Genomic DNA, 18,395 nt, shown 5'->3' on the forward strand with positions numbered 1-18,395 from the left:
AATGGCACAGCCGTATGCGCCTTTAGTCCAGCAGATGTTGCTGGACTTTCAGCAACAGCGTCTCGAACCTGCGCAGAGAATGGCTCAGTCCATTCTCCGCATTAACCCCAAAGATTTAATTGCACTCCAAGTGCAGGGTTTGACTCTGGCTATGCAGGGTCGCAGTTCCGAAGCGGTAGCCCCGCTCTCAAAAGCTGCTTTACAGGATGCCAAAAACCCTGAGCTTCTATCCAATTTAGCCAAAGCTCAGCATGGGGCAGGTTTGTTTGCTGACGCAGTGCAGACTTATGAAAAACTCACTCATCTAGTTAAAAACCATCCGCAGATATTGACGGATATGGGGACCTCTTACGCAAAATTGAAGTCATACGATCAGGCTTCCGCCTGTTATGCAAAGGCAATTGAATTACAGCCCGATTACTTTCTAGCATTCTCCAATCAGGGCAATTTATTGTCTGAATTGGGTTATGTAAGTGAAGCGATTGCGAGTTATGAGCAGGCGCTGAAATTGAATCCCAATTATGCAGAGGCTTGGACAAACTGCGGCAATGCATTTTTTAAATTAGGAAACTTCGAGGATGCTCGTTTTGCTCATGAAAAAGCTTTAGCCTTAGATCCAAATTACGGTGAGGCTTGGTCTAATCTGGGCAATGCCTTGCTTGAGCTTAAAAAAGGCGATGAGGCTTTTGATTGTTATGAAAAAGCGTTTGCACTAAAACCGCTGCACCCGTATTTGATGGGCCAATTTTTGGCGGCAAAATTGACCTCGTGTAATTGGGATGGTGTTGAAGCAGCGGTTAAAAAAATGTTGGATTTGGTGGAGCAAAACCACTCCGTATGTATTCCATTTGCATTACTCCAAACATCGGCATCACTTGTTCTACAAAAACACTGTGCGCAAATTTTTGTCGCCGATCGTTGCCCATCGAATGCTCCTAATGCATTTCCATTACTAGAGAAAAGCCCTAGTGAAAAAATCCGGATTGGGTATTTTTCATCGGATTTCAGGGATCACCCCGTTGGCATCTTGATGGAAAATCTAATTCGCTTGCACGATCGATCTACCTTTGAGGTTTTTGGCTTCTTTTTAAATACCCCGACTGGTGATGCTGTTGAGAGTGGGTTGCTTGGTTTATTTGATAAGACCTTTAGCTTGTACGGTTTAAGTGATCCTGCAGCTCAAGCCTTGATTACGGAAAGTCGGATTGATATTGCAGTGGATCTGAATGGTCATACTTCAGGAGCAAGAACCGAGTTATTCGCCAGAAATCTTGCGCCCCTGCAAGTCAGCTATCTTGGCTATGCTGGCACCTCTGGGGCTCAGTTTTACGATTACCTTATAGCGGATCAAGTCACCATCCCAGAAGAACATCGGGCTTGCTATAGCGAGAAGATCGCCTATCTGCCGAACTCCTTTTTCCCGGTAGATACCAGCATTAGCCCTGAGCAGTTAGGGGGTTTACCAACGAGGGCTAGCCAAGGGCTCCCAGAAACGGGATTTATCTTTGCCTGCTTTAACAATGCTTACAAAATTAATCCACCCATTTTTAGTAGGTGGATGGGCTTGCTAAAACAAGTCCCAGGCAGTGTCTTATGGCTATCCAAACTGTCTAGTAACGCAATGCTTAATCTCCAGCAGGAGGCTCGGGCGCAAGGCGTGGATCCCTCAAGACTGGTCTTTGCCACGCGCGTTCCGGCTAGGGTGGATCATTTAAGTCGCCTGCGCTTGGCAGATTTATTTATTGATACTCCCAACTACAATGCACACGCTACAGCTGCAGATGCGCTATGGGCTGGCGTACCAGTCCTCACAACCATGGGGCATACTTTCGCCGGTAGGGTTGCCGCCAGTCAGCTTGCATCCCTGGGGCTTGCTGATTTGATTGTCAATTCCGATGATGAATATATTGCAAAGGCTCTTGAGCTAGCCAGCCATCCAGAACGTGTAAAAGAAATCAAAGATCGCTTAGAGGCTCATCGCTACCAGAGCCCATTATTTAATACCAAGCAATATGTAAAAGATTTAGAAGGCTTATATGCGAAGCTTCTACGAGAGCGCGCTAATCAGCTAGCCACCTGATTTTCTGCGCTCCAGACGGAATCTTTCTTGCTGGCTTTGGTAATTTCTGCCAAAATCTTTTCATGAATACCGCAATCCTCAGCGCTCGCTTTTAGTAGTTTTAGATTGCTTGGGAGGGGTTTGGTATGCCCGCTGGAGTCGGTGTTGACGGTGTAATCTACCAGATCGATAGTAAGGTCTTCTTGACCACGTGTCATCGATAGGTAGACCTCTGCTAATAACTGGGCATCGAGTAGGGCGCCGTGCAAAGTGCGATGCTTGTTGCTGATCGCAAATCGATCGCAAAGTGCATCTAAAGAGTTGCGTTTGCCAGGAAACATCTGGCGGGCATCTAATAGGGTATCGGTAATCTTCGATGCCAGCCCTCTGAAAGGAGGACGCTTAAGCAGGGCAAATTCATTATCCAGAAACCCTAAGTCGAAGGGTGCGTTATGAATGACGATTTCTGCCCCATCAACAAACTCTATGAGCTCTTCAATAACATTGGCAAAAATGGGTTTATCGGACAAGAACTCTCGAGAAAGTCCATGAACCGCAAATGCGCCCGCATCAATATCGCGCTCTGGATTAATGTAGTGGTGGAAGGTGCGGTCCGTTAGGCGGCGGCCGACCATTTCCACACAACCAATTTCAATAATGCGATCACCGGTCGCTGGGTTTAAGCCAGTGGTTTCGGTATCCAGAATAACCTGGCGCATTTATGTACCCTCTAGTACAGAAGCCGGGATTTCCATTGGGCCATTACCAGCATATTTATCAAGGTAAAGATAAATCACGGGAGTGACAATTAATGTTACAAATTGTGAAAAAATCAGCCCACCGGCCACGCTAATACCCAGCGGTTGTCGTAATTCAGCGCCAGCGCCGATACCAAATGCAATCGGTAGGGCCCCCATCAGTGCAGCAAAAGTAGTCATCATGATGGGGCGGAAACGCAAAATACAGGCTTCACGAATGGCTTTTTCTGGTGTCATCCCTTGATTTCGTTGAGCATCTAGCGCGAAGTCAATCATCAAAATAGCATTCTTCTTGACGATACCAATTAAGAGCAAAATACCAATAGAGGCAATGATGGTTAATTCAAAGCCAAAGATGCGCAGTGACAGAATTGCGCCAATCGCTGCGGATGGTAGACCCGCAAAAATGGTGAGTGGGTGAATATAGCTTTCGTATAGAACACCCAGCAAAATGTAAATAACGCCCAGCGCTGCCAAGATTAAGATCACCTGACCTGATTGATTATCTTTAAAGACTGCAGCATCTCCGCCATAACTGGTGATGATTGAAGGGGGGAGGTCAATCTCTTTTGTGTAGGCCTCAATTTTCTTTGTGGCATCACCAAGGAAGACATCAGGTGCGAGGTTGAAGGACAGAGTAACCGCAGGAATTTGTCCTTGATGGTTTACAGCCGTTGGGCCAACCGATCTAGTGAAACTGGCGATGCTAGAAAGCGGAATGAGCTTATCTGTTACACGGCCTCGGACAAAAATCTTGTTTAAGTCGGTCTCATATTGACGATCCTCTTCGGCTGCCTCCATGATGACGTAGTAAGTATTAACCGGCGTGTAGATAGTCGATACTTGTTTTTCGCCATAAGATGTATAGAGGGCAGTACGAATATCTGCAATAGTAACGCCAGCACTCGCAGCCTTTTCGCGATTGATATCAATCTTTACATTTAACCCTTTAATTTGCGAGTCGCTTGTAACATCTCGGAACATCGGGTCACTACGCAGTTTTTGCATCAGCTTATCCGACCACTCGTTGACACCTTCAAAGCCAACACTTTGCAGGGTGAATTGATAACGACTCTTACTTGCGCGACCGCCGAGTTGTAAGTTCTGGATCGGACGCATGTAGACATTGAGACCCGGAATTTCTTTGAACTTTGCCCTCAAGCCTTCCATGACCTGCGACATTTTGGCGCGCTCGTTTTTTGGCTTGAGAATGATAAATATCCTGCCAGTATTGCCGCCAGAGCTCGCTCCACCGCCGACGACCGAGATAGAGCTATCGACATTAGGGTCGGCACTAACGATTGCAGCGGCGCGATCTTGTAAGGCCATCATTGCTTTAAAGGAAATATCTTCAGAAGCTTCTGTGGTTGTCTGAATTTGCCCAATATCTTCCTCAGGGAAGAAGCCTTTAGGGCTACTGATAAATAATGCGATGGTGATAAAAAAGCTAGCGATAGCACCCCACAATACTTTCTTGCGGTTATGTAGGGCTAAGTCTAGAAAATGAATGTAGGTCTTAAGCATCCAATCAAATATGCGATCAAACTTCCGATTAATTGCATATTCTTTGGCGTGTTGCCCAGGCTTTGGTAGAAAGCGACTACAGAGCATTGGTACAACAGTGAGGGACACAATTGCTGATACCAAAATAGAGAGGGATACTACTACCGCGAATTCTCTAAAGAGGAGGCCAATCGGACCCGCCATAAAGAAAAGTGGAATGAAAACTGCCACCAAAGAAATGGAGATTGAAATAATCGTAAAGCCAACTTCTTTGCTGCCTTTGAGGGAGGCTTTAAGAGGGTCCATGCCTTCTTCAATGTAGCGCATGATGTTTTCGAGCACCACAATTGCATCATCAACGACCAAACCTACGGCCAATGTAATACCTAGGAGGGAGATGTTGTCTAAGCTGTAGCCCAAAAAGTACAGTAGAAAAAAGGCGCCAATTAAAGAAATCGGTAGACTGATTGAAGGAATGATAGTTGCCGAGATGTGTTTTAAAAATAAGAAGATCACCAACACAACCAATAAAACAGTCAAAGCCAAAGTTAAGTTGACATCATGAATTGCCTCGATGATCGACAGTGAGCGATCGTTGAGTAGTTGCATGGTGATCGACGCAGGCATTTGTTTTTGCAGTTCAGGCAAGAGATCTTTTACAGACTTAACCACTTCAACTGTATTGGCACTGGGTTGACGCAAAATAGCAATCGCAATGGATCTTTCGCCGTTAGCACTTGCAAAGTTTTTGACATCTTCATAGCTTTCAACTACCTCAGCCACATCCCTCAAATAGATTGGCAAGCCATTTTTTTGGCTAATGATGAGATTGGCAAATTCTTCAGGCCTGACAAGCTGTGGATTGGCATAAATAGTGATGGCTTGACGTGGCCCGTCCAAAACGCCAACAGGGCTATTGGAGTTAGCTTTATTAATCGCAATGGCAACATCATCAACAGTGAGGTTACGGTTACTGAGTGCATCAGGATGAATACGTACTCGAACTGCATAGCGCTTTGCTCCATAAACCAGCACCTGCGCAACACCACTAATAGTTGACAGGTTCGGGGATAGTAAATTTTCAGCGAATGCATTGAGCTCAGATAAGCTAATTGATGGTGACTGCATCCTCACGACGAGGACGGGGGTATCTGCCGGATTAATCTTTCGATAGGATGGCGGAATCGTCATCTCTATCGGCATGCGTTTTTGTGCCCTTAAAAGAGCGGCTTGAACGTCAACGGCGGCTTTATCAATATCGCGGTTGTTGTTGAACTCGAGCGTAACGTTGGTACTACCGAGGTAGTTGGTTGAACTGATGACGGTAATGCCATCAATCGTTGAAAATTCTTTTTCTAATGGTAGGGCTACCGATGCAGCCATGTTCTCGGGTGATGCTCCTGGCAGGGTGGCGCTGACCGAAATAATCGGCGAGTTGAAGCTGGGAAGGGCCGCAACGGGGATCTTAAGATAGGCGATAGAGCCTGCTACGACCGTTGCTAATGACAGCAAGGTCGTCATTACAGGACGACGAATACATAGCTCGGAAAGCGTCATTTTTTATCTGCTGCTGAAGGGGTTGTTGAGTTTGCCGCAGGCTTTGCTGGAACGGCGCCTGACGCAGATTCTTTTGCTTCTCGTACCTTGCTGCCTGGACGCAGATTTTGTTTTCCTTCTACAACCACTTTATCGCCGACCTCAATTCCAGAGACAACTGCAGAGCCTTGGTATTCGTAGGCAACCTTAATGGGTTTTGAAACTGCTTTGCCATCTTTATCTACGATGTAAACAATTTTGCCTCTTGAGTTCATGATAATTGACTGGGAAGGCACAACCAAGGAATCTTTGAGGTCACTTGCTACGAGCGAGATCCGCGCAAACTGACCTGGCAAAAGCGTCATTGCATCATTAGGGATTTGGGCTTTGACTCGAACGGCTGCAATCGAGGGGTCCACCTGGTTATCAATTACTAGTACCTTACCCTCATAAGTCTTCATGCTGGCATCGCCAACAGTTACCAACACCTTGAGTACATCACTGGATCGTTGATTCTCTAGTAGGGTGGGAATATCTTTTTCAGGAATAACAAACTGCACATTAATGGGATTTAATTGCGTAATCGTGACCATGGCACCAACGCTCGATGTAGCGGTAGAGCTAGTGGCGGTCGAGACAACGTTACTTGCCTGTACCAGGGAGCCAGGAAAGACGTTCACAATGCCGGCACGACCATCAATTGGTGAGCGGATGTAATCGAATGAAAGCTGTGCTTCCGCAGCTTTAGCAGCAGCCATTGCGGATTTGGCGTTGGCTGAAGAAGTTTCTAAGCCTGCTTTGGAGATAAAGTTCTTGGCGACCAACTCTTTAGCGCGAAGATATTGACTCTGAGCATCGTCTGCCAACGCTTTGAGTTTTTCATAGGTGGCTTTGTCGTTGCGATCGTCAAGCTGAAACAACAAGTCTCCAGCTTTCACCTCTTGGCCATCTTTTACTAAGATCTTGGTGACTGTATTGGTAATCATTGGGCGAATATCAACAATATTGTTCGAGACAATGGTGCCAGTAGCCTCTAAAACTAGAGGAACATCTTTTTTCTCAACCACTATCGTGGTTACGGTGATTGGACCACCTGTTTTATCGGCTGCCGGGAAAAAGTAGTCATATGCTTTTGAAAGGGCGTAAAGGGCAATAATGACTGCCAAGATGCGCCACTTATATTTCAGGGTAAAAGCCTTTACCTGGGCAAAATTTATTTTTTTGAGTTGGGGGGAGTATTTTTGCCATAGCGAGCACAGCTGAGCCAAACCCCAGTTTTTCAGTGTTAGTAACTTATTTAATAGCTTATTGGCTAAATTTTCAATTTTTGACACGGTCTCGTTTTTTCTTTTGATTTATATTGTTTTCGCAGAATTTATAGCAGTTCTGCTAGCTCGCATATTCTCTCATAAGCCTATAAAACGGGGTTTTTACCCCTCAAGGAAGAAATTCTTCAACCCCTCGATTGGCCAGCATATCTGCAAGCTCGTTTCCAGGATGGCCATTGTGACCCCTAACCCAGTGCCAAGAGATCTGGTGACTTGGCAAAATGGCGTCTAATTCCTGCCATAAATCAGCATTTTTGACGGGATCCTTACTGGCTGTCTTCCAGCCGCGCTTTTTCCAGCCCTCAAGCCACTCTGTAACCCCCTTTTGCACATATTGGGAGTCGGTCCAAAGTTCGACGGTACTGGTTTGTTTGAGTGCTTTGAGGGCATGTATCACCGCGCTAATTTCCATACGGTTATTGGTAGTCAGCTCTGCACCGCCATGAAGGTGTTTCTCATGGTCTCCAGAGCGTAAAACTGCCCCCCAACCCCCTGGGCCTGGATTACCTTTGCAGGCGCCGTCGGTATAAATCACAATGTGGGGAAGGGTTTTGGTATGAGGCATATTGATACTCTAATCAGTCTTTCGCTTGCTTATTGAGTTTATTGCGTTCAGCCGCCTGACTTAGCTGCGGCATAGCGGGAATGAGTTTTGTTGGGGCCTTGCCCACGAGGCGAATCCCTGCTTGGCGCTTAATTGCGGAAACCAGAAAGACTGCCCCGAATATCGGCCACCAGCGGTTACCCATGGGTTCAAGGAAATCCATCCGCGCCATGCCAGATTGGCCTTGGAGCGGGAGTTTATAGCAACCAAAATGGCCTCGATCGAGTGCAAAGTTCAGGAGTTGTAGCCAGTCTTTTACTCTGAAAATGCTGATAAATTGGCCATCGCGCGGTAGGTAAGGGTTGCCAAAGAGGTGACTTAGGTACTGCCGCGCACCCCAGAGGCTGGCGGGATTAAATCCCGAAATGACCAGCCGACCTTCTGGTCGCAGAACACGTTCTGCCTCGCGTAGAACCTGGTGTGGATCAGCGGTAAATTCGAGCACATGCGGCAGCACCAGTAGGTCGACACTCTCGTTAGCAAAGGGGAGTTCATTGGGGTTACCTTCTATGGGGTGCCAATTAAAACGTGCGGCAGATGCGAAGCTGTCATTTGATTGGATTAGCAGCGCATGTAAAGGCATGCGGTTTTCTGCAAGGGCATTGAATTGGGGCATGCCGACCTGAACGGCATAAAAGCCAAAAACATCAGACACAATCTTATCAAAGCATTTTTGCTCCCAGGCAAGCACATATCTTCCCGGTGGAGATTGCAGCCATTTCTCCCATGAGCTCCATGGCGGTGCTGGTGACTGAGGGGGAGGAGGTGGGATTGGTATCATCGGTCTATGGTGAAGAATACTTTATTGCAAGTTTGGCCTATCCCGGCCTTTGATGACAACTACATCTGGTGTATCCATGATGGTGAATCAGCTTTGGTGGTCGACCCGGGGGATTCCGTTCCGGTGCTGCAATATTTGCAGGAACACAAATTGACTTTGACGGGGATTTTGATTACCCATCATCATGCCGATCATACGGGTGGAATCTTACAATTACTGCAAACACTCAATACTGCCATTCCGGTATATGGTCCTGCCACCATTGATATTCCGGGGCGCACTCAGGCAGTCATGGAAGGTGACTCAGTAGAAATCAGCAGGCCTCGGATTAGCCTAAAGGTCTTTGAAGTTCCAGGGCACACCCTCAGCCATGTAGCGTACTTTGCCAACATGCAAGCTAATGTTGTAGAGCCAATGCTATTTTGTGGCGACACTTTATTTGCATCTGGCTGTGGGCGTTTATTTGAGGGCACGCCAACTCAGATGAGCCAGTCGTTGGCTAAATTTGCAGTGTTGCCGAAAAATACCTTGGTCTTTTGTACTCATGAGTACACCTTATCCAATATTCGCTTTGCTTTAGCGGTGGAGCCCAATAATGCCAATCTACTGTCTTGGGCGCAAAGAGCGCAAGAGTTGCGTGATCAGCACTTGCCAACCTTGCCAACGACGATTGGTCAAGAGTTGCAGGTAAATCCTTTCATGCGTTGCGATGCGAAGGAGGTGCTTGATTCTGCTTTAAGTATTTCTGGCGAGGCTAGTTTGCCAACGCCTGCACATGTGCTTGCAGCAATTCGTGCATGGAAAGATCGATTCTGATGTGGTGGAAATATGCGGCAGTCTTCATGATTGCTGCCTTGTCTGGATGCGCTAGCACCGGCGACTGGTCATCGGAGGTGCCCACAAAAACCAATCCACGGGCTGGCAAGGCTCCCCGCATTAATTTAAATAGTCAGTCCGTTAGCAAGGTGTATGCGCCATCTAGTAATTTATGGCTTCGGATTCGCGATGGTTTTCAGATGGAGCCTATGAACTCGCCACTCGAGATCGAGCAGGTGCGGTGGCTCAGTTCTAAACCGGATTATGTTCATCGCTCCATGGCACGTTCTTCGCGCTACCTCTTTTATATTGTTCAAGAGGTTAATGCCCGCAATATGCCGACTGAAATTGCTTTGCTACCATTTGTAGAGAGCGCCTTTGTTCCTCAAGCGAAGTCAGGCGCTAAGGCGATGGGCCTCTGGCAATTCATGCCGGCCACAGGTAAGGATTTTCGCTTGACGCAAAACGTCTTTAGGGATGAGCGGCGTGATGTATTGCAATCTACAGATGCGGCGCTTGATTATTTGCAAAGGCTTAATAATCAATTTGGTAGCTGGGAGCTTGCGTTGGCAGCCTATAACTGGGGTGCAGGAAACATTGCCAAGGCTCAAAAAAGAAATCTTGCAGCGGGTTTGCCAATTGATTATGAAAGTTTGCAGTTGCCAAAAGAAACGCGGAACTATGTTCCTAAGTTAATGGCTTATCGTCAGATCGTTTCAGATCCGGACGCTTATGGCATCGTTCTGCCTGACCTTGAGAATCATCCTTACTTTGTGGCGATCGATGTTAACAACGATATCGATGTTGCATTAGTAACTAAGTTGGCTGAAATACCTTCTGAAGAATTTCAGGTACTCAATCCTTCATTTAACAAGCCCGTAATTTTGGCTGCTGCTGGCCAGCAAATCTTGTTGCCATTTGGTCATGCAGAGGTGTTTCAAGAGAATTTGAAGAATTACACCAAACCGCTTTCGTCTTGGACTGCGGTTCAGGTCAGCAAGACCGAGTTGGTTGATCAGGCCGCTAAAACCCTAGGTGTTGAGGTCGATACTTTGAGAAGTGTTAATGGTATTCCGAAGGGGATGAGGATTCGGGCTGGTTCAACAGTGATCATTCCGAAAACAAGTCGACGTCCTGGCGATGTATCGGTGGCGCTTGCCGATAACGCTAGCTTGAGCTTGGACAAGCCACCGCCACCACCTAGACAGGCTCAAAAGTGTAAAAAAGGGGCTAAATGTCCCCCTGTAAAGTCGGTCAAAGGTGATACTAAGGGTAATTCCCCTGGAAATAATGCTGCATCTCAGCATAAATCCGCATCGACAGGGCTTGCAAAATCTGCGAAAAATAGTCCTGTTAAGACCTCAGTGAGTAAAGGGGTCAGCAAAGTCCAATAAATCCACTTCATTATTTAGGTTGATCATGTCCTATAAATCAGAACACGAACGCTCCATTAAAGACCCAGATGGCTTTTGGGGGGAGCAGGCAAAGCTCATTGATTGGGAAAAGCCCTTCGACAAGGTCTTGAGTTACGACAAACCTCCTTTTGCAAAATGGTTTGAGGGTGGAATCACCAATCTTTGCTACAACGCAGTGGATCGCCATCTCAAGGATCGTCCAAATCAACTTGCCTTGGTGGCAGTGTCTACAGAAACCAATGTAGAAAAAACCTACACATTTAAAGAGCTCTACGAAGAAGTCAATCGTATGGCTGCGATTTATAAAGCCAATGGGGTTCAAAAGGGCGATCGTGTGCTCATTTATATGCCGATGATTGCTGAAGCCTGTTTTGCTATGCTCGCTTGTACTCGGATTGGGGCCATTCACTCGGTAGTATTTGGTGGCTTCGCCTCGCATAGCTTGGCATCACGTATTGATGATGCAAAGCCGAAAATGATTGTGACTTCTGAAGCAGGGGCTCGTGGCGGTAAGGCTGTACCTTACAAGCCTCTATTAGACGAGGCGATTACTCTAGCAAACTACAAACCAGAAAAAGTACTGATTGTGAATCGTGGCTTAACAGAGTTCACAACAGTTGCAGGACGTGATTTGGATTACGCCACAGAACGCCAAAAACACATGAACGATATTGTTCCAGTGGAATGGGTTGATGCAACGCATACTTCATACATCCTTTATACATCGGGTACTACTGGCAAGCCGAAAGGCGTGCAACGCGATACCGGTGGATATGCAGTAGCCTTAGCTGCAACCATGAACCACATCTTCTGTGGCAAGCCAGGCGAAACCATGTTCTGTACTTCGGACATTGGCTGGGTGGTGGGGCATAGCTACATCATTTATGCGCCATTAATCAACGGCATGGCAACCATCATGTACGAAGGCACACCACTTCGTCCTGACGCAGGTATCTGGTGGCAGTTGGTTGAAAAATATAAAGTTGCTGTGATGTTCTCGGCACCAACCGCAGTGCGCGTTCTTAAAAAACAAGACCCTGCATTTTTGACTAAATATGATCTATCTAGTTTGAAGGCCTTGTTTTTAGCTGGCGAGCCTTTGGATGAACCAACGGCAACTTGGATTCATGGGGCGATTAATAAGCCCATTGTGGATAACTACTGGCAAACAGAAACCGGTTGGCCGATGCTGGCTATCCAGCGTGGCGTAGAAGTCATGCCGCATAAATTTGGTTCGCCGGGCGTGCCTTCGTTTGGCTACAACATGAAACTCTTGGATGATGCGACTACAGAAGAGTTGGGTCCAGACCAGAAGGGCGTGATTGCGATTGAAGGTCCTTTGCCTCCTGGATGCATGCAAACCGTATGGGGTGATGACAAGCGCTTTGTGAGTACCTATTGGGAAACCATTCCAGGCAAGACCATCTACTCCACTTTTGACTGGGGTATCAAAGATAAAGATGGTTACTTCTTTATCCTAGGTCGCACCGATGACGTGATTAACGTGGCTGGCCATCGCTTAGGTACTCGCGAAATCGAGGAGAGTATCTCTAGTCATCCGAACGTCTCTGAAGTGGCGGTGGTTGGCATTGAAGACAAACTCAAAGGACAGGCTGCGATTGCTTTTGTGATTCCCAAGGATGTTACCAATACAGCCACTTTGGAGGCTGAGTGCATGAAGACGGTGGACACCACATTAGGCGCGATTGCTCGCCCTGGTCGGGTTTACGTAGTGACGGCTTTGCCAAAGACCCGCTCTGGCAAGATTGTGCGACGCTCTTTACAGGCAGTTGCTGAGGGGCGCGATCCTGGTGATATCAGCACCATGGAAGATCAATCCGTTTTGGCTCAAATTAAAGCCACCATAGAGCAAAGCGCAAAACCTTAAGAAGTAGACTAAAACACTCACTTGGCTATAGGGTTGGGAGAAGTGTTTAGCTCCCAAGCCCAATGGGCTGGGCACTCAAGGGTTTACGAGACAAAACTGGTATCATTGCTAGGTTCGAAACTTATTAAATACCCTAGCGCTTAAAGACACTCACCTCCCGCACAAACAGCCTCGGGTTAGTCTTTTTTGAGGGTTTTGAGCGTCGGATGGAGCAGGGACTGGAGATGGTTTGTCACCCTTGCTTCCTTCTTTTCCCCCCGCCGTGTTGGCTCTAGCCGACGGCACTATATTTCCTGGTTTTAGCATTGGCGCCCCTGGCTCTACTGCAGGAGAAGTGGTTTTCAATACCGCGCTTACTGGTTACCAAGAGATCGTTACCGATCCGAGCTATTCTCGCCAAATTGTCACCTTGACTTACCCCCATATCGGCAATGTTGGTGTAAATGCGCAAGATGCTGAATCTGAGCAAATTCATGCGGCTGGTCTTGTAATTAAGGATCTACCACGCCGAGTTTCCAATTTTCGCTCTGAATCTAGTCTTGAAGACTATCTGGCAAAAGCCGGTGTTGTTGGTATTTCTGGTATTGATACCCGTATGCTGACCCGTATTCTGCGTGATAAGGGCGCCCAGTCTGGTGCAATAGTGGCTGGAAAACAAGGGGATGATGCTGAGGTGCTGGCTAAAAAGGCGCTAGAGCTAGCAAAAGCTTTCCCTGGTATGGCTGGTTTGGATCTTGCAAAAGTGGTTACAACGAAGACTGCTTATCAGTGGCGTGAGGCCGAGTGGGTATTGCATGGCCCTAACGATAAGCCTGCATATAAAACATTAGATGGTAGTAAGTCCGTTAAAAAGGTTGTGGCTTATGACTTTGGTGTGAAACGTAATATTTTGCGCATGCTTACAGAGCGTGGTTGCGAATTAACCGTAGTTCCTGCGCAAACCAGCGCTAGTGAAGTTTTGGCAATGGATCCTGATGGCGTATTTTTCTCAAACGGTCCTGGTGATCCTGGTCCTTGTGATTATGCGATTGCTGCCGCAAAAGAAATTATTGAGAAGGGCGTACCAACCTTTGGTATTTGCTTGGGCCATCAAATTATGGGCTTAGCCGCTGGTGCTAAGACCCTGAAAATGAAATTTGGCCATCATGGCGCAAACCACCCTGTTAAGGATCTTGATACTGGGCGCGTAGCGATTACCTCTCAAAACCATGGCTTTGCGGTCGATGCCAATTCATTGCCTGACAACATTCGTGTCACACATGTTTCTTTGTTTGATGGATCTTTACAAGGGCTTGCCTGGAAAGATAAGCCAGCATTGTGTTTCCAAGGTCACCCGGAAGCTTCACCTGGTCCGCATGACGTTGCCTATTTATTTGATCGTTTTGTGGAGCTCATGAATGCTGCCAAGAAGGAGGGCAAATAATGCCTAAGCGTAGCGACATTAAGAGCATCTTAATTATTGGTGCTGGGCCGATTGTGATTGGTCAAGCTTGTGAGTTTGACTATTCTGGCGCTCAGGCTTGCAAAGCTTTGCGTGACGAAGGCTATAAAGTGATCTTGGTGAACAGCAATCCCGCCACCATCATGACCGACCCCGAGATGGCTGATGTGACTTACATCGAGCCGATCACTTGGGAAGTGGTTGAGCGCATTATTGCCACTGAAAAACCGGATGCAATTTTGCCAACCATGGGTGGTCAAACTGCCCTGAACTGCGCTCTGGATTTGCATCGTCATGGCATTCTGGAAAAGTACGGATGCGAATTAATCGGCGCCTCTCCGGAGGCAATCGATAAAGCAGAAGATCGTCAGAAATTTAAAGATGCAATGACCAAGATTGGTCTGGGCTCTGCGAAGTCAGGTATTGCGCATTCAATGGATGAGGCGCATGAAGTTCAACAACATATTCAACGGGAGACAGGCAGTTTAGGTTTCCCAGTAGTTATTCGCCCCTCATTTACGATGGGTGGATCAGGTGGTGGCATCGCCTACAACCGCGAAGAATTTGAAGAGATTTGTAAGCGGGGTCTGGATTTATCGCCAACGCGCGAGCTCTTAATTGAAGAGTCTTTGCTTGGTTGGAAAGAGTTTGAAATGGAAGTGGTGCGCGATCGTGCTGATAACTGCATCATCGTTTGTTCAATTGAAAACTTGGACCCGATGGGCGTTCATACTGGCGACTCAATTACTGTTGCCCCAGCCCAAACCTTGACTGATAAAGAATATCAATTGATGCGTAATGCATCGATTGCAGTATTGCGTGAGATTGGTGTAGATACTGGCGGTTCGAATGTGCAGTTCTCGATTAATCCTGTTGATGGCCGCATGGTTGTGATTGAGATGAACCCACGGGTTTCACGTTCATCCGCTTTGGCCTCAAAAGCAACGGGTTTCCCAATTGCGAAGATTGCTGCAAAGTTGGCTGTGGGTTACACCTTGGATGAATTAAAGAACGATATTACTGGTGGTGCAACGCCTGCCTCCTTTGAGCCCTCAATCGATTATGTTGTGACCAAGATTCCGCGTTTTGCTTTTGAAAAGTTTCCACAAGCAGATTCGCGTTTAACCACGCAGATGAAGTCGGTTGGAGAAGTCATGGCAATTGGTCGCACTTTCCAAGAGTCTTTCCAAAAAGCCTTGCGTGGTCTAGAAGTTGGTGTTGATGGTTTAGACGAATTCTCAACCGACCTAGACGACATCATTCAAGAAATTGGTGAGCCTGGCCCAGACCGTATTTGGTATCTAGGTGACGCCTTCCGTATGGGCATGGATCTTGATGAGGTATATGCCGAGACTAAGGTCGATCCTTGGTTTTTGGAGCAAATTCAAGAGTTGGTTTCAATTGAAGCAGAGCTCAAACTCCGCAAGATCGACGCATTGTCTGCGGCGGAATTGCGTTTTGTGAAGCAAAAAGGATTCTCTGATCGTCGCTTAGCCAAACTGTTGGGGGTTGATGCCGCTTCTGTAAGGGCTGCACGTCATCGTTTAAAAGTAGTGCCTGTATACAAGCGGGTTGATACCTGCGCGGCAGAGTTTTCAACTAATACTGCTTATTTGTATTCCACTTATGAAGCAGAGCATGGTGAGTGTGAGTCACAGCCAACAAACCGCGACAAAATCATGGTGCTTGGTGGTGGGCCAAACCGTATTGGTCAAGGTATCGAGTTTGATTACTGCTGTGTTCATGCTGCCCTGGCAATGCGTGAGGATGGTTATGAAACCATCATGGTCAACTGCAACCCCGAAACCGTTTCTACCGACTACGACACTTCCGATCGCTTGTACTTTGAGCCATTAACACTTGAGGATGTATTGGAGATTGTTGCCAAAGAAAAGCCTAAGGGTGTGATCGTTCAGTATGGTGGTCAGACGCCTTTGAAGTTAGCTTTGGATCTAGAGGCAAACGGCGTTCCGATCATTGGCACATCACCAGACATGATCGATGCCGCTGAAGATCGTGAGCGTTTTCAGAAGTTACTCCAAGACTTGAACTTGCGTCAGCCGCCCAATCGCACCGCTCGTGCTGAAGATGAGGCCCTTGTGCTTGCCGAAGAAATTGGCTATCCATTGGTTGTTCGTCCATCCTATGTTTTAGGTGGACGCGCAATGGAGATAGTCCATGATGGCCGTGACCTTGAGCGTTATATGCGTGAGGCTGTGAAGGTCTCGCATGATTCGCCGGTTTTGCTTGATCGTTTTTTAAACGATGCGATTGAGTGCGATGTGGACTGCATTAGCGATGGCCAACGCGTCTTTATTGGCGGTGTAATGGAGCATATCGAACAGGCCGGAGTTCACTCCGGAGACTCTGCATGCTCGTTGCCGCCGTATTCGCTTTCAGATGAGACGGTAGCGGAGATTAAGCGTCAGACTGCAGCTATGGCTAAAGGTTTAAATGTAGTTGGTTTGATGAACGTGCAGTTTGCAATTCAGAATGTTGATGGTAAAGACGTTATCTATGTACTAGAAGTTAATCCACGCGCATCCCGCACTGTGCCATTTGTGTCTAAAGCCACTGGCTTGCAGTTGGCTAAGATTGCAGCGCGTTGCATGGTTGGGCAGACTTTAGACCAGCAGGGTATTAAGGCTGAGGTGAAGCCGCCTTACTTCTCGGTGAAGGAGGCGGTATTTCCGTTTAACAAGTTCCCCGGAATCGATCCCATCCTTGGGCCAGAGATGCGTTCTACCGGCGAGGTTATGGGTGTCGGTAAGACCTTTGGCGAGGCACTGTTTAAGTCTCAGCTCGGTGCTGGCATTAAATTGCCTAAAAGCGGTACAGTAGTCCTAACTGTGAAAGATAGCGATAAGCCAAAAGCGGTTGAAGTGGCTAAGCTGTTACACCAGCTGGGCTTTCCGATGGTGGCTACCAAAGGAACTGCTGCCGCAATTGAGGCGGCTGGCTTGCCAGTTCGGGTGGTAAACAAGGTTAAGGATGGCCGTCCTCATATTGTTGACTTGATTAAGAACGGGGAGATTTCCTTGGTCTTTACCACGGTGGATGAAACCCGAACTGCGATCGCTGACTCACGCTCCATTAGAACTAGTGCACAAGCAAATAATGTGACCTACTACACAACTATCAGTGCTGCGCGTGCAGTCATGGATGGATTGATGGCGTCTCAAGACGGTAGCAAGGATTCTCTTGAGGTTTATTCCTTACAAAATTTACATCGGACGCTCAATTAATCTAAAATCAAGTTTTCAACGCGTAATTTTGCGCATGAACAGCTATTTAGGTTAGGTTAGCAGTATGAGCTCAGTCCCGATTACGAAGCGCGGTGCAGAACTTCTTAAAGAAGAACTGCACCGTCTTAAGCACATTGAACGCCCTTCCGTGATTAACGCCATCTCTGAGGCGCGCGCACAGGGTGATCTCTCCGAGAATGCAGAGTACGATGCTGCCAAAGAAAAGCAAGGCTTTATCGAAGGTCGCATACAGGATTTAGAGGGCAAACTTTCTGCCGCTCAAATCATTGATCCTGCATCTTTGGATGTAGAGGGTCGCATCGTTTTTGGTGCCACGGTTGATCTTGAAGATTTAGAGGATGGGACTAAATTTACCTATCAAATTGTTGGTGATGACGAGGCTGATATTGCTATTCATAAGATTTCAATTAGCTCCCCAATTGCTCGCGCTTTAATCGGCAAAGAGGAGGGTGATGTAGTAGCCGTACAGGCTCCCGGCGGTAATCGCGAAGTAGAAATTCTCGCAGTCCGGTATATCTAATGGGCTATAACGGCTTGCAGCGTACTTTGACTGTTGTAGCCGGGCTTTGGGTTGGGGGATTTGTTGCTGTTGCTTATTTAGTAACACCCATTCTGTTCTCCGTCTTAGGTGATCACCAGGTTGCCGGTATTGTTGCCGGCAATATTTTTCAGGTTGAAGCCTACCTCAGTATTGCAATCAGTCTTATTCTGATGATTGCCGTCAACTTCTTGGTATCTAAAGGCATAAACGTTTATCGGCCCATCCGTTGGTTATTGCTAGGCATGCTTTCCTGCGCTATTGGTGCTGGTTTTGTGTTGATCCCTTGGATGAGTTCCTTAAGAGATCAGGCTAATGCTGACAGCATCTCCGTGATGGCCTCATCCTCTGCAGCATTGTTCTCCCGCTTGCATGGCGTTTCGAGCAGTCTCTTTATTATTCAGAGCGTGCTGGGTATTGTTTTATTGTGGCGACTTACTAAGAAGTAATGCGAGGATGCCA

13 protein-coding genes are annotated in these 18,395 nt (G+C 47.2%); 8 read left to right on the plus strand and 5 right to left on the minus strand.

Annotated elements, in window-relative coordinates:
* Position 1: 1 nt before the first annotated feature.
* Positions 2-2,080, plus strand: coding sequence for an O-linked N-acetylglucosamine transferase, SPINDLY family protein (locus ICN46_RS08570; protein ID WP_216207385.1), 2,079 nt, complete (start codon positions 2-4; stop codon positions 2,078-2,080).
* On the opposite strand, the gene dnaQ is transcribed toward ICN46_RS08570, so the two are convergent.
* The 5 genes from dnaQ to ICN46_RS08595 form a co-directional block, all read right to left on the minus strand.
* On the minus strand, positions 2,065-2,778 hold the full coding sequence (gene dnaQ, locus ICN46_RS08575; RefSeq protein ID WP_216207388.1) for a DNA polymerase III subunit epsilon: 714 nt from the start codon (positions 2,776-2,778) through the stop codon (positions 2,065-2,067). The two genes, ICN46_RS08570 and dnaQ, sit on opposite strands and share 16 nt — an antisense overlap.
* A complete protein-coding gene (locus ICN46_RS08580) occupies positions 2,779-5,877 on the minus strand; it encodes an efflux RND transporter permease subunit (protein WP_216207391.1) in 3,099 nt (1,032 codons plus the stop codon). It abuts the gene before it with no gap.
* A complete protein-coding gene (locus ICN46_RS08585; RefSeq protein ID WP_216207395.1) occupies positions 5,874-7,190 on the minus strand; it encodes an efflux RND transporter periplasmic adaptor subunit in 1,317 nt (438 codons plus the stop codon). The genes ICN46_RS08580 and ICN46_RS08585 overlap by 4 nt, the downstream gene beginning before the upstream one ends.
* A gap of 103 nt (positions 7,191-7,293) precedes the next feature.
* Positions 7,294-7,749 (minus strand): ribonuclease HI, encoded by a 456-nt coding sequence (rnhA, locus tag ICN46_RS08590; protein WP_216207400.1) that lies wholly within the window; start codon positions 7,747-7,749, stop codon positions 7,294-7,296.
* Between the two features lie 13 nt (positions 7,750-7,762).
* Positions 7,763-8,569, minus strand: a complete 807-nt coding sequence (locus tag ICN46_RS08595; RefSeq protein WP_216207403.1) for a class I SAM-dependent methyltransferase — start codon at positions 8,567-8,569, stop codon at positions 7,763-7,765.
* 6 nt (positions 8,570-8,575) lie between these two features.
* Here ICN46_RS08595 and gloB point away from each other — a divergent pair, with 6 nt between their 5' ends.
* The 7 genes from gloB (at position 8,576) to ICN46_RS08630 (ending at position 18,382) form a co-directional block, all read left to right on the plus strand.
* Positions 8,576-9,385: a hydroxyacylglutathione hydrolase gene (gene gloB / locus ICN46_RS08600; protein ID WP_216207406.1), complete on the plus strand. Its 810-nt coding sequence runs from the start codon at positions 8,576-8,578 to the stop codon at positions 9,383-9,385.
* Positions 9,367-10,779 (plus strand): transglycosylase SLT domain-containing protein, encoded by a 1,413-nt coding sequence (locus ICN46_RS08605; protein ID WP_255538812.1) that lies wholly within the window; start codon positions 9,367-9,369, stop codon positions 10,777-10,779. Before gloB ends, ICN46_RS08605 begins: the two co-directional genes overlap by 19 nt.
* A gap of 25 nt (positions 10,780-10,804) precedes the next feature.
* Complete coding sequence (locus ICN46_RS08610; protein WP_216207410.1) at positions 10,805-12,688, plus strand: propionate--CoA ligase; 1,884 nt, start codon at positions 10,805-10,807, stop codon at positions 12,686-12,688.
* 238 nt (positions 12,689-12,926) lie between these two features.
* Positions 12,927-14,111: a glutamine-hydrolyzing carbamoyl-phosphate synthase small subunit gene (carA, locus tag ICN46_RS08615; RefSeq protein WP_216207522.1), complete on the plus strand. Its 1,185-nt coding sequence runs from the start codon at positions 12,927-12,929 to the stop codon at positions 14,109-14,111.
* Complete coding sequence (gene carB / locus ICN46_RS08620) at positions 14,111-17,374, plus strand: carbamoyl-phosphate synthase large subunit (protein ID WP_216207413.1); 3,264 nt, start codon at positions 14,111-14,113, stop codon at positions 17,372-17,374. Before carA ends, carB begins: the two co-directional genes overlap by 1 nt.
* Before the next feature lie 64 nt (positions 17,375-17,438).
* Positions 17,439-17,915: a transcription elongation factor GreA gene (greA, locus tag ICN46_RS08625; protein ID WP_216207416.1), complete on the plus strand. Its 477-nt coding sequence runs from the start codon at positions 17,439-17,441 to the stop codon at positions 17,913-17,915.
* Positions 17,915-18,382: a DUF4149 domain-containing protein gene (locus ICN46_RS08630; RefSeq protein WP_216207419.1), complete on the plus strand. Its 468-nt coding sequence runs from the start codon at positions 17,915-17,917 to the stop codon at positions 18,380-18,382. The genes greA and ICN46_RS08630 overlap by 1 nt, the downstream gene beginning before the upstream one ends.
* Positions 18,383-18,395: the final 13 nt, after the last annotated feature.

It is taken from the genome of Polynucleobacter sp. Latsch14-2, from assembly GCF_018881925.1.
Taxonomy (GTDB): Bacteria; Pseudomonadota; Gammaproteobacteria; order Burkholderiales; family Burkholderiaceae; genus Polynucleobacter.